The sequence below is a fragment of the Pseudarthrobacter ribosi genome (assembly GCF_055412865.1).
This window is the reverse complement of the sequence record NZ_JBVAYZ010000001.1, coordinates 325,897-346,921: the sequence shown is the minus strand read 5'-3', so window position 1 is coordinate 346,921 and position 21,025 is coordinate 325,897. Positions and strand designations below refer to the sequence as shown.

The 21,025-nt window shown below is 63.4% G+C and carries 21 protein-coding genes and 1 pseudogene; 7 read left to right on the top strand and 15 right to left on the bottom strand.

Going from position 1 to position 21,025, the window contains the following annotated elements:
- Nucleotides 1–236 precede the first annotated feature (236 nt).
- Both ACZYZ5_RS01525 and ACZYZ5_RS01520 read left to right on the top strand, forming a co-directional pair.
- On the top strand, nucleotides 237–470 hold the full coding sequence (locus ACZYZ5_RS01525; RefSeq protein ID WP_463898680.1) for a hypothetical protein: 234 nt from the start codon (nucleotides 237–239) through the stop codon (nucleotides 468–470).
- Nucleotides 471–732: 262 nt separating this feature from the next.
- The gene (locus tag ACZYZ5_RS01520) at nucleotides 733–1,521 is read left to right on the top strand and encodes a hypothetical protein (protein WP_463898679.1); all 789 of its coding nucleotides are present in this window, start codon (nucleotides 733–735) and stop codon (nucleotides 1,519–1,521) included.
- 2 nt (nucleotides 1,522–1,523) lie between these two features.
- On the opposite strand, the gene ACZYZ5_RS01515 is transcribed toward ACZYZ5_RS01520, so the two are convergent.
- Both ACZYZ5_RS01515 and ACZYZ5_RS01510 read right to left on the bottom strand, forming a co-directional pair.
- Complete coding sequence (locus ACZYZ5_RS01515) at nucleotides 1,524–1,646, bottom strand: helix-turn-helix domain-containing protein (protein ID WP_463898678.1); 123 nt, start codon at nucleotides 1,644–1,646, stop codon at nucleotides 1,524–1,526.
- Between the two features lie 551 nt (nucleotides 1,647–2,197).
- Nucleotides 2,198–2,404, bottom strand: coding sequence for a hypothetical protein (locus ACZYZ5_RS01510; protein ID WP_463898676.1), 207 nt, complete (start codon nucleotides 2,402–2,404; stop codon nucleotides 2,198–2,200).
- 275 nt (nucleotides 2,405–2,679) lie between these two features.
- Here ACZYZ5_RS01510 and ACZYZ5_RS01505 point away from each other — a divergent pair, with 275 nt between their 5' ends.
- Nucleotides 2,680–3,591 carry an LssY C-terminal domain-containing protein gene (locus tag ACZYZ5_RS01505; RefSeq protein ID WP_463898674.1) on the top strand — a complete coding sequence of 304 codons (912 nt, stop codon included), beginning with the start codon at nucleotides 2,680–2,682 and terminating at the stop codon, nucleotides 3,589–3,591.
- 228 nt (nucleotides 3,592–3,819) lie between these two features.
- On the opposite strand, the gene ACZYZ5_RS01500 is transcribed toward ACZYZ5_RS01505, so the two are convergent.
- Nucleotides 3,820–4,380, bottom strand: a complete 561-nt coding sequence (locus tag ACZYZ5_RS01500; protein WP_463898673.1) for an RBBP9/YdeN family alpha/beta hydrolase — start codon at nucleotides 4,378–4,380, stop codon at nucleotides 3,820–3,822.
- A gap of 161 nt (nucleotides 4,381–4,541) precedes the next feature.
- Nucleotides 4,542–4,751 (bottom strand): hypothetical protein, encoded by a 210-nt coding sequence (locus tag ACZYZ5_RS01495; protein ID WP_463898671.1) that lies wholly within the window; start codon nucleotides 4,749–4,751, stop codon nucleotides 4,542–4,544.
- A gap of 223 nt (nucleotides 4,752–4,974) precedes the next feature.
- On the opposite strand from ACZYZ5_RS01495, the gene ACZYZ5_RS01490 reads away from it, so the two are divergent.
- Both ACZYZ5_RS01490 and ACZYZ5_RS01485 read left to right on the top strand, forming a co-directional pair.
- On the top strand, nucleotides 4,975–5,523 hold the full coding sequence (locus ACZYZ5_RS01490) for an AMIN-like domain-containing (lipo)protein (protein ID WP_463898669.1): 549 nt from the start codon (nucleotides 4,975–4,977) through the stop codon (nucleotides 5,521–5,523).
- A 739-nt stretch (nucleotides 5,524–6,262) separates the two neighbouring features.
- Nucleotides 6,263–7,240, top strand: coding sequence for an ATP-dependent DNA ligase (locus ACZYZ5_RS01485; RefSeq protein ID WP_463898667.1), 978 nt, complete (start codon nucleotides 6,263–6,265; stop codon nucleotides 7,238–7,240).
- On the opposite strand, the pseudogene ACZYZ5_RS01480 reads toward ACZYZ5_RS01485, so the two are convergent.
- Nucleotides 7,241–7,942, bottom strand: a pseudogene (locus ACZYZ5_RS01480) (SOS response-associated peptidase).
- A 446-nt stretch (nucleotides 7,943–8,388) separates the two neighbouring features.
- Here ACZYZ5_RS01480 and ACZYZ5_RS01475 point away from each other — a divergent pair.
- Nucleotides 8,389–9,342 carry a phospholipase D-like domain-containing protein gene (locus tag ACZYZ5_RS01475; protein ID WP_463898665.1) on the top strand — a complete coding sequence of 318 codons (954 nt, stop codon included), beginning with the start codon at nucleotides 8,389–8,391 and terminating at the stop codon, nucleotides 9,340–9,342.
- A gap of 2 nt (nucleotides 9,343–9,344) precedes the next feature.
- Here ACZYZ5_RS01475 and ACZYZ5_RS01470 read toward each other — a convergent pair whose 3' ends face one another.
- From ACZYZ5_RS01470 to ACZYZ5_RS01435, 8 genes are all read right to left on the bottom strand, one after another.
- Complete coding sequence (locus tag ACZYZ5_RS01470) at nucleotides 9,345–10,091, bottom strand: alpha/beta fold hydrolase (protein WP_463898663.1); 747 nt, start codon at nucleotides 10,089–10,091, stop codon at nucleotides 9,345–9,347.
- Nucleotides 10,092–10,282: 191 nt separating this feature from the next.
- Nucleotides 10,283–11,122 carry a diacylglycerol/lipid kinase family protein gene (locus ACZYZ5_RS01465; RefSeq protein ID WP_463898662.1) on the bottom strand — a complete coding sequence of 280 codons (840 nt, stop codon included), beginning with the start codon at nucleotides 11,120–11,122 and terminating at the stop codon, nucleotides 10,283–10,285.
- A 243-nt stretch (nucleotides 11,123–11,365) separates the two neighbouring features.
- Complete coding sequence (locus ACZYZ5_RS01460) at nucleotides 11,366–11,644, bottom strand: hypothetical protein (protein WP_463898660.1); 279 nt, start codon at nucleotides 11,642–11,644, stop codon at nucleotides 11,366–11,368.
- Nucleotides 11,645–12,684: 1,040 nt separating this feature from the next.
- Nucleotides 12,685–13,398: a GAF and ANTAR domain-containing protein gene (locus tag ACZYZ5_RS01455; RefSeq protein ID WP_463898659.1), complete on the bottom strand. Its 714-nt coding sequence runs from the start codon at nucleotides 13,396–13,398 to the stop codon at nucleotides 12,685–12,687.
- Nucleotides 13,399–13,407: 9 nt separating this feature from the next.
- Nucleotides 13,408–14,112: a GAF domain-containing protein gene (locus ACZYZ5_RS01450; protein ID WP_463898658.1), complete on the bottom strand. Its 705-nt coding sequence runs from the start codon at nucleotides 14,110–14,112 to the stop codon at nucleotides 13,408–13,410.
- A gap of 249 nt (nucleotides 14,113–14,361) precedes the next feature.
- Nucleotides 14,362–14,763 carry a hypothetical protein gene (locus tag ACZYZ5_RS01445; RefSeq protein WP_463898657.1) on the bottom strand — a complete coding sequence of 134 codons (402 nt, stop codon included), beginning with the start codon at nucleotides 14,761–14,763 and terminating at the stop codon, nucleotides 14,362–14,364.
- A gap of 193 nt (nucleotides 14,764–14,956) precedes the next feature.
- Nucleotides 14,957–15,151 carry an ANTAR domain-containing protein gene (locus ACZYZ5_RS01440; protein ID WP_463898766.1) on the bottom strand — a complete coding sequence of 65 codons (195 nt, stop codon included), beginning with the start codon at nucleotides 15,149–15,151 and terminating at the stop codon, nucleotides 14,957–14,959.
- A complete protein-coding gene (locus tag ACZYZ5_RS01435; RefSeq protein WP_463898656.1) occupies nucleotides 15,151–16,470 on the bottom strand; it encodes a ParB/RepB/Spo0J family partition protein in 1,320 nt (439 codons plus the stop codon). Before ACZYZ5_RS01435 ends, ACZYZ5_RS01440 begins: the two co-directional genes overlap by 1 nt.
- Before the next feature lie 523 nt (nucleotides 16,471–16,993).
- On the opposite strand from ACZYZ5_RS01435, the gene ACZYZ5_RS01430 reads away from it, so the two are divergent.
- Nucleotides 16,994–18,226 carry an IS110 family RNA-guided transposase gene (locus tag ACZYZ5_RS01430; RefSeq protein WP_463898765.1) on the top strand — a complete coding sequence of 411 codons (1,233 nt, stop codon included), beginning with the start codon at nucleotides 16,994–16,996 and terminating at the stop codon, nucleotides 18,224–18,226.
- Nucleotides 18,227–18,358: 132 nt separating this feature from the next.
- Here the strand turns inward: ACZYZ5_RS01430 and ACZYZ5_RS01425 are convergent, their stop codons facing one another.
- On the bottom strand, nucleotides 18,359–18,787 hold the full coding sequence (locus ACZYZ5_RS01425; protein ID WP_463898654.1) for a hypothetical protein: 429 nt from the start codon (nucleotides 18,785–18,787) through the stop codon (nucleotides 18,359–18,361).
- A 981-nt stretch (nucleotides 18,788–19,768) separates the two neighbouring features.
- The gene (locus tag ACZYZ5_RS01420) at nucleotides 19,769–20,974 is read right to left on the bottom strand and encodes an IS110 family RNA-guided transposase (RefSeq protein WP_463898653.1); all 1,206 of its coding nucleotides are present in this window, start codon (nucleotides 20,972–20,974) and stop codon (nucleotides 19,769–19,771) included.
- Nucleotides 20,975–21,025 lie beyond the last annotated feature (51 nt).

The window sequence follows — 21,025 nt, the reverse complement described above, 5'->3', positions numbered from 1 at the left end:
TTACCCCTCTGCACGCCCGGCGGAAAACCCAGCGACCTCATCAAATCCGAAGGCAACGCTGTGCCCCGGCTGGCCCGGTAACGGGAGAGGGCGTACCCAATGCGACCCCAGCCACACCCACCTCTACGGTACGGACGAACCCGCGTACGAGCGAGTAGGCGGCTGCCAGCCAGGAAGACCGGCGGACGGATTCGGACAACTCGTCCAGGTTCCTCCGATGCCCACGAAGTCCGGCTGTGGGCCTGTCACAGGTACAACTTTCGGTGCGGTTCAGGCACCGCCTGGCCGACGCCGCTGACGGCGCCCAGAAGATCCTCGACCGCCAGCTTCTGCGCAGACTCGGCGCCAAGGCCTTCACCCTGGGGGAGAACGGGTTCAGCTACGGAGGGCTGCACGCGCTGGAACAAACCGCTGCACTCGAGAACCGCTTCCACCGCGAATGGAAGAAATTCCCCGCAATCCCGCTCTGAGCATGTGGTGGGTATGTTGACCGCCCCTTCCCGGGGTCGCGTGTGGGAACCCGGATGTTGTCACACCCGGATCACCTGCCGCGTCCGGCGCTCTCGCATGGCGTCCAGGCAAGGGCCATCTCAACCTGTCATAGTCAGGCAAGGGTCATAGTCGGGCACAAAGCCCCTCGTGAACCAGGCTGAGTGCGAATAACTTTAGTAATGTCCGGCCCGGGGCACCGCGGAAGCGAGCCCGGTCGATCATTGAAAGGCAGGATGCCTTATGGTCAGCGCAAGCGGTCCTGACGATGCGCGCGGACTCGACGCAGACCGTGACGGCACTCCGGAACCCCTGAATCAAACGGAAAACCGCGCTTCTGACCACAGTGCTGACGACCGCCGCTACCAAGAGACTGACGGTGTTCTCCCCTACGGCGAGAACGACGGTTACTTCGATGACACAGACGGCCCGGTCGACGATATTTTGCCCGGAGACCAGACCGCCGCTAACCGTGAAACCGTGGTTGCCCGCGAAGAGGAGCGGTTCGGCGGCATCAAGATCGGCTCGGCATTCTTCGGCTGGCTGGTCTCGACCGCAATGACTGTTTTGCTGGTTGCTCTGGTGACGACGGCCGCCAGTGCCGGCATTCTGCCCGGCACGGACCCGCTCCCCCGAGCTGGCCAGGAATCATCAGGGGGCACGACCGGCATGATCGTGCTCCTGTCACTCCAGCTCCTCGCCTATTTTTCGGGTGGCTACGTGGCAGGGCGGATGGCGCGTTTCAACGGCGTCGGCCAGGGACTCATGGTGTGGCTGTGGGGCGTCATCGGAGCCGCAGCGATGGCACTGCTCGCGATCAATGGGCAACACAACGTCCTGACCACCCTCAACACTTTCCTTCGCCTTCCACTGCTCGATGGGCAACTGAGTATAAGCGGCATCATTGCGGCCATCGCGGTGGCCACCACAGCCCTGATAGGCGCCGTGCTGGGCGGGCTCACCGGAGTTCACTACCACCGGAAAGTGGACCGTGCGGGCTTCACTCCGACAGAGGAGTACTACCAGCCCTAGGCCTAAATGAGGTACCGGTAGACGGTGGCGCGGGAGACTCCGAGCATCTTGCCGATGTTGGAGGCACTGATTCCCTTGCCGCCCTGGCGGGCCCTCCCGGGGGGAAGGCGAACCGCCGCGAGCATGGTTCGAATCCGGGGACGGGTTCAGCGAACACATCTCAGGTTGCGCTGACCCTTGGCCGAAGACAGTTCTAATCCACTGCGCACTTTGACCACGTCCCGGTCGCGCAGAAAAACCTGCAGGCCCTGCTCGATCAGGAGATCGCGTGGGGCGTGCTGAAGGTCCTGCGCTGGCCGCGCCCGAGTGACGTGAGGGCGGCCCGGGCGCGTTCCAAAGCCACGCCCGGGCCGCCTAACCCCGGCTCATCCGCCTCATCGCGTCAATATACCGCCGGGGTACGACTAGACCTATCCTCAATCGAGGGCAACGGTAAGGGTCGCAGGGCCCGCTGCGACACCCCACCCGGAAGGGCTGTGCCGTGACAGGCTTTGCGGCCGCAACTGGTGCTGCCGGGCCGGCTACTTCATTTGTTTACAGGCGTACGCGGAGCGTCGGTCGGAAGATCGGGTGACCATCCCGGGTCGTAGTCCGGGTGCCCCCGATGGGCGCCGGTGAGAATAGTGAGCACGGCGCGGCGAGCGATAGCGACTGTGCCTTCAGCGTCCGCGGGGTCTTAGATGCCTTCAGCGTGTGCAGCGTCCTTCCAGCTGGCCGCGATGGCTCGCTTCTGCGCGCACTCTCCCATCATCAGTTCACTCAGCGAAGCCTTGTCGTCGATTCGGTGGGTAGCGACTTCGGAAGGATCCAGCGCTAACGTACCCTCCCGGATGGCCGCTTCCTCCTCCGTGATTCGCGCTTCCAAGAACTCAACAATGTCCATCGGGCCATCATGGCATGCGCCAATCCTGCCTCCGGGGAGGTTTAGAAGGGGGCGCCCGTGTGGCCGGAAGCCGGGCCGGGTGCCCACTAGGCTAAGGGAATGGATGAATTGCTTCCGGAGCCTGTTGCGTCCGTGGCTGGTAAGACTGTGGGCCGCTCAATATTGGCTTGCGCGGCAGATCAGGGAGCTGTGATTGCGGGGAGCGCCGCAATCCGAATGTACGAAGAGCGCACGTATTCTCGGATCATCGTGGAACAACTCAACCCCAGCGCGCCGTGAATTCCGGGGTACGCCAAAACGGCTCGGTCCCCGAGGAGCCCGACCACTCCCGTGCCAGCGACGTTACAGAGCGGCGCCAGAGCAGGTGGGCCACCGTCCTGGCGGTCCTGCAGCGACTGCTCTATCTGGTGGTGACAATCGCCGTGGGCTGGGCCGTCTACTACTTCCTGCTCGCCCGGCTTTCACGCGGACCCGAGCAGGCGTGGGTGTTCCTGCCGGTTTGGCTAATCCTTGCCTACGCGCTACTGCCGCGCATTCACAAGATCCTCAGCAGCCTGTACATCCCGGACTACTTCATCGGCCGGACCCGGACGGGCGACGGCGTACTCGGCGATCCAGTAAACCTCGCCGTGGTGGGACCCAAAGAGGAGTTGCGGCACGCCATGTTGACTGCCGGCTGGGTGGAGGCGGACCCAATTTCCCCGGCCACAGCCTGGCGCACGCTTACGTCCACCGTTGTGGGGCGCAGCTACCCCGCAGCGCCGGTGAGCTCGCTCTACGTATTCGGCAACAGGCAGGACCTCGCGTTCCAACGTGAGATCGACGGGAACCCGCGCAAACGACACCACGTCCGGTTCTGGAAATGCCCGGACGGGTGGATGCTGCCTGGTGGCCTGGCAGTGGATTGGGTGGGCGCCGGCACCTACGACCGGAGCGTAGGGCTGTCCCTGTTCACCTTCCAAATCACCCACAAAATTGCGGACCGTACGGATGAGGAGCGCAACTTCATCATCGAGACATTGCGTGCGGCGAACGCCGTAGAGTCGGTGCACGTCATCCTGCACTACTCCAGCGGCTACCACCACCGCAACGGCGGTGGCGACGCCATCCGCACTGACGGGCACCTGCCAATCATTGACCTGCACCCACCGGACCGGCTCCTGCGCTCCCCTCCCCCGGAGGAGTGATTCAGCATTTAGGGACCGGTGCCTCGGGTCCGGCCCGCCAAGGCATTGCCGGGGCTGAAATAGATTGCCGCAGAGTCCGACACGCCATGAACATCCATGTGTACCGCTTCCCGGTGGTCCGTCCCTCGATGTGCTTCAAGACTCTTGCCAACACCGGGCTGGACCACTGCAAGCTCCTTATCGTCGATGATCAGATCGGGATTCGCGGGCGGCCACAACATCAGCGCCTTAGTGCGACCACAGCAGGTCAAGCACAACGGGAAGGCTTGTCACCCCGTCTTTGGCCATGAAGTGTCCCGCTCCTGGCTGAACCTGTAACTGTGCGTCGAGTCGCTCGGCGAGCTCATCCGATGCTGCTGGCGGCACGAAAGGATCCGCATCCGAGCGGATTACTGCTCGGATGCGGATACTCCTTGATACGCGTTCAACGTCCACGTCAGTTGCAAGGAAGCCATCCAATTCCGGCAATGCTTCCAGCGGTCTAGTGAAGCCGGCCACCAACACAAGAACGCCTAGCTCCCATGGCTCCGGCAGCGCCGCGAGTACCCTCAGTGCAGTAACCGCACCGAGGGAATGTGCCACAACCACTGTATTCATATCGGGCACCCCAAGGGCCACACCGACAGCGCTCCCCCACGCTGCCGCGTCAGGAGCGTCCGGGGCGGGCAGAGGAACGACAGTGACGCCAATGCCTTTAGCTCGGAGTGTGCCTTCAAGCCAAGGAAACCAGTTTGCATCCGGCGCCGCTTCGTACCCGTGGACAATAATGACGCGCTGGACTTTGCTCATAGGCAATGAGCCTAAGGGGCCCCCGGCAGTCCGGGGGCAAATTAGGGCAGATGGAAACCCGGTCGAACCCGGCGAGTCCAGCCGCAGTTGACCCACCAGTCCGGACTCATGAGATAGCTGCCGTCATTGCCCAACGTTGTAGAGGCAAGGTGTTTGACCCGTCATGGGAGCAGGAATTCGCACCATAGCGGGTAGTGGTCCGAAATGCGCCAGAAGAGCTCGTTTCGGCTCAGGCCGCGGAAGACGTGCGGGATGAAGTCGAAGGAGCCGGCCCGCTGCCCGTGGGTCAGCCCCTGCAACAGTGAGGTGCCGCCGGACTTGGTGAACCGGGCGATCTGGTCGTACCCGACCCTGCGGCTAGGGAACACCACAACGCGACGGCCATAGCGCCGTTACCGGGCATAACGGCCGGGTTCAAAAACGGCACCGAAACGGTTAATAAGGCCGACAAATAGGCCCCGGATTTACTGGCGCGTGACCCGGATGCGGTGTTCGTTACGGTTCCGCCCCGAAGCGGCAACAGCCCTCGTTTTGAGGGCTTGGCTTCCTTAATCTTGAGCTATCCACCGCACCACCTCTCTGAATGGCACCCTAATGAAAAAACTCCTACTCTGGCTCACCGCGCTCCTCGCGGCCGTTGGGCTGGGCATCCTGGCGCCGGGGCCCGCGTCGGCAGCCACTTCGTATTGCGGTCTCGAATGGGGATCTCAGCATAAGGCCGCGCCCGAGATGAGCTCAGCATCCGTCACCAACGTGCGGACGGGGCAGCAGTACTGCTTCGACCGGATGGTGGTTGACCTCAATGGCCCCGTCAAGGGCTACACGGTCGGGTACGTCCCGGAGATCATCCAGGACGGCTCCGGCTTCACGATCCCGGTGTACGGCAAGGCACGCCTGCAGGTCACCGTGAATGCACCCTCCTATGACAGCGTTGGCAACGTCACCTACAACCCGGCCGCCAAGGCTGAGCTGTCCAACGTGGCCAGCTACCAGACCTTCCGGCAAGTGGTTTACGCCGGAAGCTTCGAGGGTTCCACCAGCATCGGCCTGGGCGTTCGCGCCCGACTGCCCTTCCGGGTCTTCACCCTCGAGGGGCCAGGATCCGGTTCCCGGCTGATAGTGGACGTTGCCCACTTCTGGTGACGGAATCCAGAAGGTGCCGCACGCCCCTGATCCGGCGTGCGGCACCATTTCTGTCCGGCCCGGCTGTCCAGGGGCTATTGACCACCACTCACCACGCAAAGTCGTTGCCTCCGCGGACTCTCCTGAGAACAGGCTCGCTGAAGCCGACCCTAACTAGGTGCAGGGGTGGGCCAGACTTGGTCAAAGGTGGAGCGAAAAACTCGATCATGACCAAGTCGATCGGTGGGTTGAGCTTGGTCTTATGAAGAGGTGACTGCCCTCCGACCAGTTCTCCAACGGGTATCGCTCCTCATACCACTGCGGGGACACGAAGCTCGGTGGGACGTTTGCTGGGATTATTGCTTCGCCGGGGATTTCATCGGCAGCCCAGGTGACCGTCGCTGAGGCGTAAAACCGATTCTCCTCCTGACTGGGGAAATCCGCATCGAAGATACTCACTGAGGAACCGTCTGGAAGATGTACGACAGGAGAACGAGCCCAAATTCTCAAGGGCCGAAGATCTTGAGCCGGGCCAGGGAATCTCGAGAATCGGGTTCTCTTCGTTCCACAGGTGCGCTGCTGTTTTCATAAGGCTGAACGCCTCCCGCCATGCCTGGTCCAGTTCTTGGAGGGCCAAAGCCGGGCGTCGCACGAGGAGGGAACACCCCTGCAGCCGCGTGGAGCGCCTGAACCTTCAGGCCACGGTTCTCGTGGCCTTGTCCCGTCGCTGAAGGTGGCCCTGGCCCGGGCCGTGGCGAGGATGCCACGAGCTGGTGCGTTGCCCGGGAGTCTGTCCTATGAGCCCAAATGGGACGGTTACCGCTGCGTCGCGATCCACGACGATCACGGGGTGACCCTGTGGTCCCGGCAGGGCAAGGAGCTCACCGGGTACTTCCCCGAGCTCACTGCATCCCTCGCATCAGAGCTCCCGCCCGGGTGCGTGGTCGACGGCGAAGCCGTGATCTGGGCCGGGGGCAGGCTGGATTTCTCCGGTTTGCAGCAACGCCTGGGCGCCGGCCCCAGGACCCTGCCCGGGCTGGTTCGGCAGACTCCGGCCAGTTACGTCGGCTTCGATGTTCTGGCCGTGGCCGGACATGATGCGAGGGCACTGCCCTTCAGTGAACGGCGGAGGCTCCTGGAAGAACTGGCCCGTGGGTGGGCGCCTCCGCTCTCCCTGTCCCCCGTCACCACGAATCCGGATGAGGCGGCCAGGTGGTTTGAAGACCTGCCCCACACCGGGATTGAGGGACTGGTCATCAAAGGCACGGACCAGCCCTACACCCCGGGTGCCCGTTCCTGGCTGAAACTCAAGCACCGCGAAACCGTGGAAATCATCTGCGGAGCAGTCATCGGGCCAATCACCGAACCCCGGGAGGTCGTGGCCGGGCTGGTCCTGGACGGGGAGCTGCGGATCGTCGGTAGATCCACACCGCTGAAGACGGAAGCTGCGCGGGAACTGGCGCGGTGGCTGCAACCTCCCCGCGGCGCCCATCCCTGGCCCGAGAGTGTGAAAGGCACCACCCTGGACCGGTTCAACCGCGACAAGGAACCCGTCGTGCTGACGTTGGTCGAACCTGTGGCGGTGGAAGTCTCCGCCGATACGGCCTGGTCCGGCAGGTCCTTCCGCCACCCGCTCCGCGTCCTCCGCGCCAGGCCGGAACTGTCCCCCGCGGACATCACCCTGCCCGACATGCTGCATCGACTTGGCCGGGCGCCGGCGAACACAGTAGAGCAGTGATCAGGGATCCGGCTCAATGAGTTCCGGGCCGTTGTTGCGCACGCTGTTGACCCGGTCGGTGACCACCCGGGGCGTAGGACCGGTTCAGGGATGGCATCGAGCATCTCCTGGACCTTCCCCTTGTCCGTCGTGTCCGGGTCCAGCCACTGGGTACATGCTCGGCGGAATGATGACCGGAGCCCTGTCATGGACATGGCCGAGAGAATCATGCGCCGTCGTGGTCAGAACGGTGCAGCTGAGCAGCCACCGGTTCGGGTCATCCTCGGGAAGGGACGGGTCCGGCCAGAACTCATACAGCCCGGCGAAGGCAAGGACATTCTCCTTTTCGGAGTAGAGGTAATTCGGGATCTTCTTCCCGTCCTCGGTCTTCTGCCACTCGTAATATCCCTCCGCCGGTACCGGCGCCCGGCGTTTGACGGCAGCCCTGCGGAACGAGGGCTTGTCCAGGATCGACTCGCTGCGGGCGTTGATCAGCTTCGAACCGATCTTGAGGTCCTTGGCCCAGGACGGAACCAGACCCTACCGGGCAATCAACAGCCGCCGGTCCACCGAGCCCTCGTCCAGGCGCTCCGCGATGATGGGCACGTCCTGGGTCGGAGCGACGTTCCAGCTTGGCGGGGGCGGGCTGCCCTGGACCTCCTGAGCCTCGAAATGGCTGAGAAGGTCCCCCGTGGCCTTGGACATCACGTATCTGCCGCACATGGATTCATTGTGCCCCACGTCGCATTCCCCGGAAGGCGAATCCGGGTGCGGGCAAGACACGCCGCACTGCGGTTGGACGATCCGCGGATCAGCTATTACAGTCTTGCGGTATCAACTGCAGGCAAACGGACACGACGTCCGGGAAAGGGAGCGCACATCACCGCCGACCAACACCACCAACCCACTACTTCATTCGCGAAAGCCCCTCTCCCGAGGGGCTTTCCTATGTGCCGGCAGGAGTGGCTCTGTGCGGACCCGGGCACCCACGCTCTGCGGCGGAGACCGTCAGGGGTCGGCGTCGCCTGACGCGCCTCGGCAGCCTACTAGGCTGAGGGAATGGACGAATTGCTCCCTGTACGGCCGTCGCCCGGAAGACTGTGGGCCGGTCGATACTGGCATTCGCGGCAGTTCAGGGGGCGGTTATTGCTGGGCTCGTCCTTTTGGACATGGCTAAAAAGCGACATCGGAGCAAGCGCAAGGGGTTCCCGCGCCCGGGCACTTTTGACAGCACCGTCTCCGGCTCGCAGGTCACGACCTACACCTATGGGGCCGATCTTTACCGTGACATGATCCGGGCGATCGGCGAAGCAAAAGACCGGATCTTTATTGAGACGTTCATCTGGAAGGATGACGACACCGGCCGGCAGTTCAAGAACGCACTCAATGAAGCGGCCGGCCGCGGGGTCGAGGTCTTTGTCATTTACGACGGGTTCGCCAACCTGGTCGTGCCACGCTCGTTTTTCCGGTTCCACCGGGACATCCACGTTTACCGCTTCCCGGTGGTCCGTCCCTCTTCAGGGTCCCCGGCCGAGATACCGCACACGACCCCGACCGTGTGGGAACCGAGGATCCGTGCCGTAAACAACATTCCGGCGAATCTTGTCTATCCGATCCGCGGGATATACCTGGACGCAATCAACCGTGCCAAGGACCACATTTTCGTCACCATGGCCTACTTCCTACCGGATCAGCAGATCCTCAGAGCGTTGCTCGCCGCCAGCAGGCGGGGTGTCGATGTTCGGCTGATCCTCCCCGAAGATTCAAACCACATCCTCTCGGACTGGCTCTCGCGCGGCTTCTACCGGTCCCTGCTCGAAGATGGCGTAACCATCCTGCTCTACCGCAACGCGATGATCCAGGCCAAGACAGCCACGATCGACGGCAGCTGGTCAACCGTGGGCAGCGCCAATATCGACAGGCTGAGTCTGACCGGCAACTACGAAATCAACCTCGAAATCCATGACGAGAATTTCGCCTCGGACATGCAGAAAATATTCCACGTGGACAGCGGGAACAGCCGGGTATTGACCCTGGAGGAATGGCAGGACCGGCACCCGCTCGCCCGGTTCAGCAAGCCGTCCCCGTCCCGCTCCGGCCGTTACTCTGAACCAAAGGCCTGACGTTATTGCTGGATGAGTGAAAGTATTTCGGCGGCCAACGGCCCCGCTGCACCGTGCTGGACGATGTGCGGTTTGCCAGGAACCTCGAGAAAGCGCGCGTTCGGCGCGACGGCGGTCAGCCTGAGGCACCAGGAGCGCGCGGCAACCGGATCACGTGAGCCCCGGACCACCAGTACGGGATGGACGACTTTAGCCAACCCTGCCTCCAAGTCGTACGACATCATCACCGGGAGTTCGGTCAAGTACCAGCGCAGACCACAGCGCACATAGTCCGTGAACACGATGGCATTGCCGGAAGGGCTTTCCCTCAACGAGTCAAGCCCCAGCGCGAGGGACTGCCGAAGGACACTCGGGCGCGCCGGATCCACCACCGGCCCGATCAGCACAACGTGCGACACAAGATCCGGGCGTTGGACGGCCAGTTCGGTGGCGAACTGGGCGCCCATCGAATGCCCGACGACGACAACGGGCCCGGTGCCCAGCGTTTCGAGCGTGCTGGCGATAACGGAGGCGTATTCCGCCACTGACATTTGCCGGTCCGGTTTGGCCGCTGCGCCGAATCCTGGCAGGTCGAAGGAGTGCGTGTCGCCGTGTCCGGCCAGCAAGGTCTGAAGCCGGCGGTAATAGCGGTGAGACATTCCGATGCCGTGCAGCAGCACGAAGACCGGGCCCGCCGATGAAATCCCTGTACCAGCCAAAGAATAGACATGCGAAGCAAACGGGCCGGTCAGGACAACCTTGGCCACCATCACCGGATGATCACCATTCCGGAGTCTTCCCTTCGCTCCCGGCTTTCCACCCTTAAACTCGACGTCGCGGCTTCTGCCATGCATTATTCCACCCTACGCCGATGGTCGAACCGCCTCAGTAGTCCGCTCAGCACCGTGGGCGCCAGATCGTCAGGTTCCATGATTCGGGGTGTGTCCGGCTGGCACACGTCCTACCCCAGTATGGGCAGGGCGGCCGGGGCGCATTCAACTTTGACCAGGGTGTTCGCGTCCACGGACTTCACTTCCCCGTCGATCTGGTAGGGCAGGGGCTTGAGTGTGGTGAATTCGTAGGTGCTCACGCTTGGCTGGTCGCCCAGTCCCTGCGTGGTGGCGCGCAGGGCCGTCAGCAGTACCCGCCACTTGGGCATATGCGGGAAAAGGACCACTTCGAATTTGCCGTCAGAAGGATGATTGTCCGCGTCGCTTAGGGTGGCGTACTTCGCCATCTCGGGGATGTTGGCGAGGACGAGGCTGTCGAACTTCCGGCGCTTTCCGTCGGTCTGGCGTATTTCGAACGGCCTGAACTTCGCGAAGGTCCGGATCACGGTGAACATTTCCTTGATGGCGCCCTTGCTGCCCTTTTCGATATCGATCGCCATCACCGGTGTCAGACCAAATCCGATGTAGGAGTGCGCGTATGTCGCCGGCGCGTCCGTGCCCTGGCCGGTCTGGATCCGCAGCAGGTCGATGTGCCGCACGTGGCCCTCGGCGATGGCTTCTTCCAGCGGCTTGGTGCCGGTGGTCCGCCGGTGGTCATTGGCGTTCCCGGCCGCCATGACGGCGCAGACCGCGTCCGGGTTGCCGCTTTCCTTCACACCGTTGACGACTTCGTTGTAGCCCCCGTCGCCGCTGACGGACACGACAAGGACGTCCCCGCCGCTGCCGGCGGCCTCGCGGGCCAACTCAACGGCGTGCCCGGCATGACTGGTCGGTTGCAGCTTCAGATCCGCCGTATAGGTAAGGAGCTCGGTCAGCCGGTCACGGAGCTTTTCGGCGAGCTTGGGGCGCATCCCCGGTGCTGTTGGGATTGAAGATAATGACGATTGATTCAAAGGTCCGTACAGAGTTCATGACGTGCTCCCGGGTTCATGACTGGCGGCTGCCTGAATGGTGCCCGGTTCGGGGGAACCCTCGGAGGAAATCCTAGCTGTTGCAGCCCGGTTGCCCGAATAGTTTGGCTGTTCTGCTGTTTCCGGCGTAAACGAGGCTGTCGGGGTCTCATCGACGCCGTCCAGCCCTCCATAGTGCTTGCGTCAGAGCAGGCTGGTTTGGCTGGTGAGGATGTAGTCAGCCGCGGCTGGCCCTGTCATGCGCAGGCCCGGGCGGATGACTCGTCTGGCGATCCTGCACCGGTCGGGGATTCCCCCCTCGCGCATGGCGGCCCAGAAGGCTGGTTGGGGTGCGGGGAGTTCCCGGCGGAGCAGGCACCAGCTGGTGTATACCCCGTACAATTCGTCGTCGGTCAGGCCATTGCCGAGTTCGGCAGGGGCGATGGAATCGGCAAGAAAGAGTGAATAGGGTGAAGCCGTCATGGTCGACCTTCCGGCCCGGGGCATGCCAGGGGAATAGGGGGATAACAGATCTCGACCTCCGCGGGGCCCAAGCGGGTGCGTCCCCTATCGGGTCCACCGAACGTTCGACGCGGCCGCCGCGGATGGTTGCGGGGACCTAAATGCAGCCGGTAGCGTGTCCGCTCCGGTGCCGGGCACACATTATTTGCTCACCCGGAATCTGGCTGGTCGCATCCTGGCGGCCGCGGGTTCACTGGCCGATAGTTGAGGGAGTCGACGGCGTCCAGTACTTCCAACGCGGTCATTTGGGCTGCGGTGGAGACGTCACTGATCGGTATGCCGTGCGTAACGGCCCACGCCACGGCGGTCTGCAACTCCGGAGCGACATGTTCATGTTCAAAATCCGAGGGTGTGTTTCTAGCTGCGGCCTCTTCTACCGCCCTGATAGCGTCGCTAGTGATCGCCATTAGCTTCCCTCCGCCATGGCGAGGGCTGGCGTCCTGGAGCGGCCCGCCGGTGCCATCGGTGATTTCCCCGTTCCGGGCAGCGCGGGGCCTATTTCCCCACGTAGGCCTGGTGAACGGAGAGACCCCCGGGACGTGGCAGGTCGCCGCTGGGGACGTACTGCGCGCAAGCTTGCGAGAACGCCCGGCCCTCGGACGTGCCAAGATGCGGCATTGCCGCACGGCACTGGTGTTTGGGTGCCTTCGATGTGAGTTCCTCCCTGGAAAACTGCGCCGAAACGAAGGGCGCTGCCAGGGTCCGGGGCAACAATCACAGCGTAGAGGAAGAGTTGCGGGTTGAAAAGGTCCCGACGACTCGCGTCCTGCCAGGAACAGTAGGACGACCATACTGACGCGACTTCGGTCGGGGATCTGTTCAGCGAACGCCCGGCTTAGGGGCTAAGCGGGTTCGCCGACCGGGCGATGCTGGGAAAGGATGACTACGGCGCCCCGTGAATCATTCATAGTTTGCAACGCCATCACCGCCGGATCTTGCCCCGGGCGTCACGGGCGAAACGGGGGGCGGACGAACCAGGTCACGGGTCGGCCGACGCCGGGCTACAGGGTGAGTGTACGGTTGACTATTTGTTGGGCCGTGTCATGCAGACTCTGGTTGTTCGCGCGGGCAAAGTCGCGTAGGCGTCGGAAGGCCTCTTCCATGTCCACTCCCGCTGTGTGGGCGATGACGCCCTTGGCTTGTTCGATGAGGACCCTGCTGTTCAAGGCGCGTTGTAATTGGTCGTTGACCAGGGCCGATTCCCGGGAGGTGCGTTCCTGCAGGATGCTGATCGTCGCGACGTCGGCCAGGGCCTGGCCGATGGCGGAGTCCTCCCGGGTTAGTGCGCCGGGGTTCTCGCCGAAGAGGCCCATGGCTCCAATGGTCTTGCCGTGAACGCGCATCGGGACGGCGTGGACTGAACGGAAGCCTTGGGAGAGCGCCGCCGTTTGGAATTCGGGCCATTTCCCGTGCAGGGAGCGGATGTCCTCCACGGCAACGGGCGTCCCGGTCTGGTAACACTCCACGCAGGGCCCGGCGCCGGCCCGGAGTTGGAGTATCTCAACGAGCTGGCTTCGTTCGCTGGTGGAGGCCAGGACCTGCAGTTCGCCGTGCGGGTCGGCAAGGAGCAGGCCGGCGGCAGCGGCATCCAGCAGATCGATGGATTCTTCAACGAGGGCATGGAGTAAATCCAGCACATCGTAGTCAGCAACCAGAGTGTCTGTGATCCTCACGAAGGCGGCGCTCACGCGCTCGGCGCGGCTTGTCGTCACCATATTCCCATTTTACTGCAGCCCGCCGTTGCCGCGTTGATCATTCCGAGAGGTAAAACTCAGGGTCCCCAGTAAAACCTCATCGGCCGCTTCACGCAAGGTCAGCGCATTGGCGAACGCATGTGCGCGCAGTAGCAACAGGGCATCCGCTGCACTGACCCCGGCCTGTGCCAGCACCATCCCTGTAGCTTGATGGATTTCCCGCCTCGACATCAGGGAAGGTTCCACAGCCGGGTCGGTGTCCGCGGAGTTCACCGAGAGAACCCTGCGAAGCAGCTGCCATGCAGTCTGACCGGCCAGCACAACTGCGGCTGCATGGTCGGTATGACTGAGGTTCCCCGGTTTCGTACGATGAAGTTCCACGACGCCCAGATCCAAGGCGCCGAGGGTCAGCGGGAATACAAATAACGCCGCAGCCTCCGTGTCCAGGATAGCTTTGCTAAAAACAGGCCAGGAATACGGATGGGTGTCGTTCACATCGGGGACCAGAACCGGCAGCCGCGTACGAAGGGCCTCCCACCGTGGTCCTTCCCCAAGATCGAACTGCAACTCATCGATGCGGGCGGCCAGCGGGTCGCTCGCGCACACCAGGGTTTCCGGTGCGGCCCCGCCAAATATCGAGATTGCAGCACCTGATATTCGCAGTTCCGCCAGGAACGGCTTGCACAAGTCAGCGCCGACCGGCGGGGTAGCCGGCAAAACTCCTGGATCAACCATGGGACATGCCTCGCGGGAATCGGACACGGGACTGGGCGGCGGGTGCAATATCCATGGCGAGCCTCAAATCCCCGAATTCTCCTGGTCCGGCAGCGTACGGTGTCTGCACGCCGGAAACTGCTTCTCACGGCTAAGAATAACGCCCGTCATGCCCGTTCGCAGGTCGGGCGAGCGGCACCGCACCCCGGACCGGCCCAAGCAAACACCTTGAGTGTAAGGCGTGACGCTGCCGGCTGAGGGGTCACGTTCTCATCGCAGTGCGGGCCGGTGCACAACGACCGGAGCGGCGGGGGCCTTGTCCGGCTGGCGTTGGGCATCTGCCTGGCTGCACGTTTCGATCAAGTGCTCCAGCAGTGCCCGCTCAGGGAACCCCGGATAGGCGGCCACCCATGTCATCAGTCGTTGCCTGTTTGCTGCGAAACGCGGATTGGGATCGTCGAGAATGGAATCGATCACTTCCCGGGCCTGCGCCGCGATGGAAGAACTACCCGAGGCAGGCGGCAACCTGTGCAAAAGGCTGACGCCCCCAGCCTCCCGTCGCAACGACATGTCCGGGGCGATATGCAGTACTACCGGATTGGTCGCACGTTTCAGGGGAATCGCGATTTCGGACCAGGGATCGGGGTTGCGGGAGAGAGAAATTCCAGACATTTGGATGCTCCAGGACGCTGAGTCAGTGGGCAGCCGGGGTCCGGGGCATTAAGCAAAGTCTATCCCCCGGAGCAGCCCTCTGGACAGCCTCACGGGAGTCATCGTGAGCGCTGGCACGGACTCTGGCTGGCCGAACAACTCCGACCGTTGCCGCGGCTTTGGACAGGGGATCGCTCTGCCGGAGCTGACCCAGCTAGCGCTCCAGCGTCCTTCTCCCAAGGCAGGGATATTCGGCTGGTGCGGTCAAACATCGAAGTGCGTGCGGACCTCCTGCGTGGTGATGTTCCTGAATTTCCGCTGCGACGTCGCGGAGCTTCTGGTTCCGGCTGTTGGAGACCCGGGTGAGGATACCGATGGCTTCTTCCTGGGTGCAGCGGTTCTGGGCCATCACCACGCCGCAGGCCAGGTCGATCGTGGTGCGGCGTTCCAAACGGTGAGCTGGTTCAGGTAGTGGAAGTGCCGCTTCTCGGCGGACCGCCATGAGTCCTTCTGGATGGTCTTTTCGTACCCTGCGCAGATCAGGGCGATGAGGGAGAACTCGGGCCGAGCGGTGGTCTTGGCGGTGTGGTCCCGCAACGGGTTCCAGCCCCACCGGTCGGTATCTTCCCCGGTCTTGGCCCCGATCATCTCGGTGGCGACCTGGCCGTCGTAGCCGCCGGCGGTTTCGGGGTCGTGGGTGATGGCGTGGACGGTGAAGTACTGCCAACCCTTCGGCGCGGTCTTGCGCGAGAGCAGGGTCTTCACAAACTCACGCCTGACCTTGGTTGCACTTTCCATCTCGCGGTTATTCGCTATCAGGGTCTTGCGCTCGGCTTTCTGTTCCTCGGTCATCGGGCCTTTCTGGGCCTGGGTGCCGCCGTCGTAGCGTTCGTACTTCGGGGTGAAGCCCAGGTCCTTCCAGCCGGTGATGACGGGGTTCGCGTTGTGCTGGCCCCGGTAGTCGGTGCTGATCAGGTAGGCGTTGGCGTCCTCGTCGGTGGCCGGTTCCCCGTCGGCCCGCTTCGCGGCCGAGACGTACAGGTTCTCTTCGTTGTCGTAGTGCCCGGCGTCCTCCGCGATGGTCTTGCCCTGGGCCTCGAGCTCGGCGATGAGTGCGGCCAGGGCGGCGGCGCGGTCGCGGCGGTCCCGGAGCATCTGCGCGACGTGCAGGAGCTGATCGGGTTCGTCCGCGATCACGGACTCCAATTCCTCGGTCGCGTCCTGGTCCCCTTCAAACTCGGCCAGGATGAGCGCTTCATCGATGGTGCATCCCTTGCCCAGGGCGGCGGCTCCGGCGCTCGAGGACTTGGCTTTCAGCGCCCCTTCCACGGTGGTCTTGGTGCGTCCGGTCTTCTTGGCGATCGCGGCGGCTGAGACGCCGATCAGGGACAGCTGGTGGTAGGCGTCGGCTTCATCCGCTTCGGTGAGTTCGGCGCGCTGGATGTTCTCCACGACCTGGGTCACGATGCGTTCGGCTTCCTCGGGGGACTCGATGATCAGCACCGGGATGCTGGTGCGCCCGGCTTCAACAGCCGCGCGGGTGCGGCGCTGTCCCATCAGGACGTGCACCACGCCGTCGTCCTTGCGGTGGGCGATGACGGGTTCCGTCACGCCGTGCACTTTGATGCTGGCAATGAAATCCGGGGTCAGGGCGGCGTCTTTGCGGACGTTGATGTCAACGGTCAGGGTGGCCGGGTCGAGCATTTCGAGGGTGGGTGTGGTGTTCATGGTGTTGCTCCTTTGCAGAGGATTTCGGTGGGTGGGGCGGCTTAGGTGACCGGCCAGCTTCCCCTCTCCCCCCGTTGTTTTTGGTTGCTGGCAAGCTCGCTTGCTCGGCGGCCGACGGAGCCCTGTCTACCCGCAGGGCAAGGGGCCGGAAATTCCCTCAAGGAAATCAGCGACGCAGGAGCGCCGAAGGGACATTTCCTGCGCCGCAGGCCCCGACGAAGGAGGGGCTAGCGGTCCAGAGTCGCTGTCGCGCCGTGGTGGGAGAAAGTATGCGGTTGCCTCGCCCCGGGCTCTGGCCGCGGATGAGGTTTCGGGCGGATCATGGAGGTGTCTGCCGCGGTGGACGCCGATCCGTCTGTGGTGCTGTGGTTGAGCCTGTGGGCTAGCGTGGCGCGGAGGGCTTCCACGGGAACCGTGGATTGTTGCCTTTGGAGCACGAGTGTTAGATTCCTCTGCTTTCCCTGTCCTCCCCTCGGCAAACGCCGACGTAACGAGGTCAAGGTGTCAGGAGGAACAGCCATGGATCGTGCACGAGCGGGCTGCCGGTTTAGATATTTCCAAACGCGACGCGAAGGTCTGTCTCCGGCTGCCCGGGCAGCGGACCGGAACCTACACCTCCACGGTCACAACGTGGGGCGCAACCACAGGCCAGATCCTTGCCCTGCGGGACTTCCTGGAACGCGAGCACGTCACCACGGTCGTCATGGAAGCCACGAGCGATTACTGGAAACCCTTCTTCTATCTCCTCGAAGAAACGCTGCCGGTGATGCTGGTCAACGCCAAGGCCGCAAGGAACATCCCGGGCCGCAAAACCGATGTCTCTGACGCGGCCTGGCTCGCTCAGCTGGGCGCGCACGGGCTGCTCCGGGCCTCGTTCGTCCCGCCCGAACCGATCCGTGAACTGCGGGACCTGACCAGGACCCGGGCAGTTGCTACCCGTGACCGGACCCGGGAGATCCAGTGCCTGGAGAAGTTCCTGGAAGGCTCCGGGATCAAGCTCTCCTCCGTGGTCTCGGACCTCATCGGTGTTTCGTCCCGGGCGATGCTCGAAGCCCTGGTCAACGGGGAACGCGACCCGGAGGTCCTCGCCGGCCTCGCCAAAGGCACCCTCCGCTCCAGAGTCCCCGAGCTCGTCGAGGCCCTCACCGGCCTCTTCAAGGAACACCACGCGTTCATGGCCCGGTTGCACCTGGACCAGATCGATACCCAGTCCCGCATCATCGACGCGCTCACCGGACGGATCGAGGAAGCGATGGAGCCCTTTCGTGCCGCCAGGGAATTCCTGGCCACCATCCCCGGAGTCTCACTCAAAGTCGCCGACGTGATCATCGCCGAAACCGGCGCGGACATGTCCCGCTTCGAAACACCCGGCCGGCTCGCTTCCTGGACCGGCGTCTGTCCCGGCGCCAACGAATCCGCCGGACGGATCAAGTCAGCCCACATCCTGCCCGGCAACAAATACCTCAAAGGCGCCCTGGGCATCGCGGCCCTGTCCGCTTCCCGGAGCAAAAACACCTACCTAGCCGCAAAATACTGGCGCGTCGCCGCCCGCCGCGGACCCATGAAAGCCACCGTGGCCATCGAACACTCCATCCTCACCGCCGTCTGGCACATGCTCGCCGACGGCGAATGCTACGCCGACCCCGGCGCCGACCACTTCACCCGCCTGGACCCGATCAAAGCCAAGAACAACGCCATCAAGAAACTCAAGAGCCTCGGATTCAACGTCACCATCACCGCCGCCAACGCAGCCTGACCGCCCATACTTTCGTATTAGACGGGGTGGAGCGGACGCCTAGAATCCGGAGGAATCTCAATGATGTTGTCAATGGGTGCTGTGTGCCGTGAGGATGTCCCGGCCAGTGGTGGCCGGGACACCTCAGGGGTCTTAGTGCGTCCAGCCGGGGTAGGGCTTCCGGTCCTCCTCGGTCAGGCCGGCGGCCGTGGCGGGGAGCTTATCCGGGCCGTCGGATTGGCCTGATGCCCAATGGAAGAAGACCTCGGCGGTGATTGCTTCGAAGCAGGCGTCCTGGGAGCGGAACCAGTGCGTTGCGGTGTCGCCTTCGACATAGGTTCCGTAGCCGAACAGTTCCCCGCTGTCGTCGCGGGTGCGGGCGACGGTGAAGATGATGTAGGGCCAGGATCCGGCGTCCCAGCCCTCGCTGCCCCAGTTGGGCAGCACGGACCAGGTGGTGCCTTCGAGGGTGTCCATCCAGTCGTATCCGTCCCCTGACCGGTCGTCGGCGGGAAGGACGGGGGCGGTGACCGGTTCGGCGGTGTCGGTCGTGACCGTGCGGGTCATGGTTTCTGTGCGCATGGGGTGATGCTCCGTTTCGCTCGGGCGGGGAGGGCGCCGGACGTCCCGACTATCCCTCTCCCCCACCATGTTTTTTGCCTGCTGGCGGAGCATCGCGTAGCTGTGCCCGACGGAGCCGGGGCAACCCGAAGGGCAAGCAGCGGATGGGTTGTGGGAGGAAACAAGCGCAGCGCCGACCAGAAGGCATCCGGTGCTCTGCCGTCCGCAGGACGGTTGAGCCGGTGGAGCGGGCACGTAGGATCCAACGGACAGCAGCAAAAAAGAAGGAAATGCTTGTGCTGCCCGAGCGCAGCGAGGCCCGATCTGGTGCTCGCTGGGCCGTGGCAAAGCAGTGCAATCCCTTATAGGTTCATCGTATGTAGCCGTCGCCGCCCGGCGTTTGGCCGTGGCACCAATGAGCGGCGCGGCACATCCTTCGCCGAACATCAGCTCGCTACGCCAAGTAGTTATCGACTGGAAGCAGCCGCCTCTAACCCGGACCTCGTCTTAGTTTCTATTGAATGCCTCAGACACTTGGGGCAAGCTTCAATTTAGAAAGAGAGCGGGATATCGGATGAAACCATGGATTGACCCGAGGGAACACCGCGCAAGGTGGTATTTTTCAGCCCTTTTAGTTACCGGTACAGGTGCTCTGATCGTGGTAATAATCCTGCTTCTGACGGGAGACCCTGCACCAGAAGAGGTTGGAATCCTGCTAGCAGCTGCCGCCATCCTCGTTATCAGTTTATTTTTCGGGGCAAGGACGCTCCGGCGGCTTCCCCGCGAATATCAACAACACGGGGAAGAAAAATAGAGCGAGGACCAATTCCGGACGCCCTCCCAGGGGGTCCATCCATTAGGACACTCCTTGGATCTGGCCACTGAACAATTGAACTCACGCCCGTCCTGCTCACTCGGCTTCCAAGAGGCGATTCTCGGCCCGGTCAGGGTTCCTTCACCGGCCGGATAGCCAAACCCTCGATGCCCGCAGTCCGCCGGACGTCAGGCGGCCCTAGTTGTTGTCGCTGCGGAGGCTGGATTGTAGGTAGTGCCGTCACGGAGCATGGCCCAGAGGACATTGAGCCGCCGTCGTGCAAGCGACAGCATTGCTTGGATGTGGGATTTCCCCTCCGCACGTTTGCGGTCGTAATAGCGGCGCGAGGAGGGACAGGACTTCAGGGCGGAGAGGCCGGAGAGGTAGAAGACCCGGAGGAGCCGTCGGTCATAGCGTCTGGGCCTGTGATGATTGCCGCTGATTCTCCCGGAGTCCCTGGGGGCCGGCGCCAGTCCGGCGACGCCTGCGAACCGGTCGGCGGACTGGAAGACGGTGAGGTCGCCGCCGGTGGCGCCAAGGAACTCGGCGGCAAGAACTGGGCCAAACCCTGGCATGCTCAACAGCACCTCTGTGTGCTGGTGTTCGGTTACTTTCTCGCTGATCAGCGCATCGAGTTTGGCGAGTTCCTCGTTCAGGGTCAGGATTTCCCGGGCGAGTGCGGCGACGATCCCCTCCCCGAGGTGCTGGGCGGGGACGGTGGTGTGCTGGGATTTCGCCGCCTCTACGGCAGCTGCGGCAACTGCTGCCGAGGAGCGGGCGCCGTGTTTCTTCAGCCAGGCGTGGATCCTGGCCTGGCCGGTGCGGCGGATCCCGTCCGGGGTGCGGTGTTTGGTCAGCAACAACAGTGCCGCTTTGGAGCGGCTGTAATCGAAGGCGCGCTCCAGGGCGGGGAAGTATTCGAGCAGTTGGGCCTGGAGGCGGTTGATTGCCCGGACCCGGTCCGCTGATTTGTCGGCCCGCCGGGCGGTGAGGATCCGCAAGCCCGTGCTGATCTCGTCCCCTGCCCGCAGCGGCTGCAGGTCGCGGCGCATCCGGGCCTGGTCGGCGATCACGGCGGCGTCTTTGGCGTCCGTTTTGCCTTCCCCGCGGTAGAGCTTGGAGGCGTGGTGCACGGTCCGGCCCGGGATGTAGAGGATGTTCTGGCCGTGGGCGACGAGGATGGCGATCAGCAGCGCCGGGCCGCCGTGGTTCAGGTCCGTTGCCCAGATGACTTCGTCCCCGTAGGCGAGGTTCAGGATGGTGGCGATGAGTTCGAGCAGGGCGGGTTCGTCGTTGGGGATCTTCTGCGAGAGCAGACGGTTTCCGTCGGCGTCGATAACGACGCAGTGATGATGGGCTTTGCCGGCATCGATACCGGCCCACAATTTCGCCAAAACAGCCTCCAGTCTGTTGATTGGGTGAACCCGGCAGATAACCGCGCCGTC

What these genes read in the sequence shown, in the direction of transcription:
- ACZYZ5_RS01490 (WP_463898669.1), top strand. Translation starts at nt 4,975, where the DNA reads ATGAAAAAACTCCTACTCTGGCTCACCGCGCTCCTCGCGGCCGTTGGG.
- ACZYZ5_RS01455 (WP_463898659.1), bottom strand. Translation starts at nt 13,398, where the DNA reads ATGGTGACGACAAGCCGCGCCGAGCGCGTGAGCGCCGCCTTCGTGAGG.
- ACZYZ5_RS01460 (WP_463898660.1), bottom strand. Translation starts at nt 11,644, where the DNA reads ATGACGGCTTCACCCTATTCACTCTTTCTTGCCGATTCCATCGCCCCT.
- ACZYZ5_RS01510 (WP_463898676.1), bottom strand. Translation starts at nt 2,404, where the DNA reads ATGGACATTGTTGAGTTCTTGGAAGCGCGAATCACGGAGGAGGAAGCG.
- ACZYZ5_RS01440 (WP_463898766.1), bottom strand. Translation starts at nt 15,151, where the DNA reads ATGGCCCAGAACCGCTGCACCCAGGAAGAAGCCATCGGTATCCTCACC.
- ACZYZ5_RS01465 (WP_463898662.1), bottom strand. Translation starts at nt 11,122, where the DNA reads ATGCGCCCCAAGCTCGCCGAAAAGCTCCGTGACCGGCTGACCGAGCTC.
- ACZYZ5_RS01435 (WP_463898656.1), bottom strand. Translation starts at nt 16,470, where the DNA reads ATGAACACCACACCCACCCTCGAAATGCTCGACCCGGCCACCCTGACC.
- ACZYZ5_RS01475 (WP_463898665.1), top strand. Translation starts at nt 8,389, where the DNA reads ATGGCTAAAAAGCGACATCGGAGCAAGCGCAAGGGGTTCCCGCGCCCG.
- ACZYZ5_RS01515 (WP_463898678.1), bottom strand. Translation starts at nt 1,646, where the DNA reads ATGCTCGCGGCGGTTCGCCTTCCCCCCGGGAGGGCCCGCCAGGGCGGC.
- ACZYZ5_RS01450 (WP_463898658.1), bottom strand. Translation starts at nt 14,112, where the DNA reads ATGGTTGATCCAGGAGTTTTGCCGGCTACCCCGCCGGTCGGCGCTGAC.
- ACZYZ5_RS01485 (WP_463898667.1), top strand. Translation starts at nt 6,263, where the DNA reads ATGCCACGAGCTGGTGCGTTGCCCGGGAGTCTGTCCTATGAGCCCAAA.
- ACZYZ5_RS01470 (WP_463898663.1), bottom strand. Translation starts at nt 10,091, where the DNA reads ATGGTGGCCAAGGTTGTCCTGACCGGCCCGTTTGCTTCGCATGTCTAT.
- ACZYZ5_RS01500 (WP_463898673.1), bottom strand. Translation starts at nt 4,380, where the DNA reads ATGAGCAAAGTCCAGCGCGTCATTATTGTCCACGGGTACGAAGCGGCG.
- ACZYZ5_RS01445 (WP_463898657.1), bottom strand. Translation starts at nt 14,763, where the DNA reads ATGTCTGGAATTTCTCTCTCCCGCAACCCCGATCCCTGGTCCGAAATC.
- ACZYZ5_RS01425 (WP_463898654.1), bottom strand. Translation starts at nt 18,787, where the DNA reads ATGCGCACAGAAACCATGACCCGCACGGTCACGACCGACACCGCCGAA.
- ACZYZ5_RS01520 (WP_463898679.1), top strand. Translation starts at nt 733, where the DNA reads ATGGTCAGCGCAAGCGGTCCTGACGATGCGCGCGGACTCGACGCAGAC.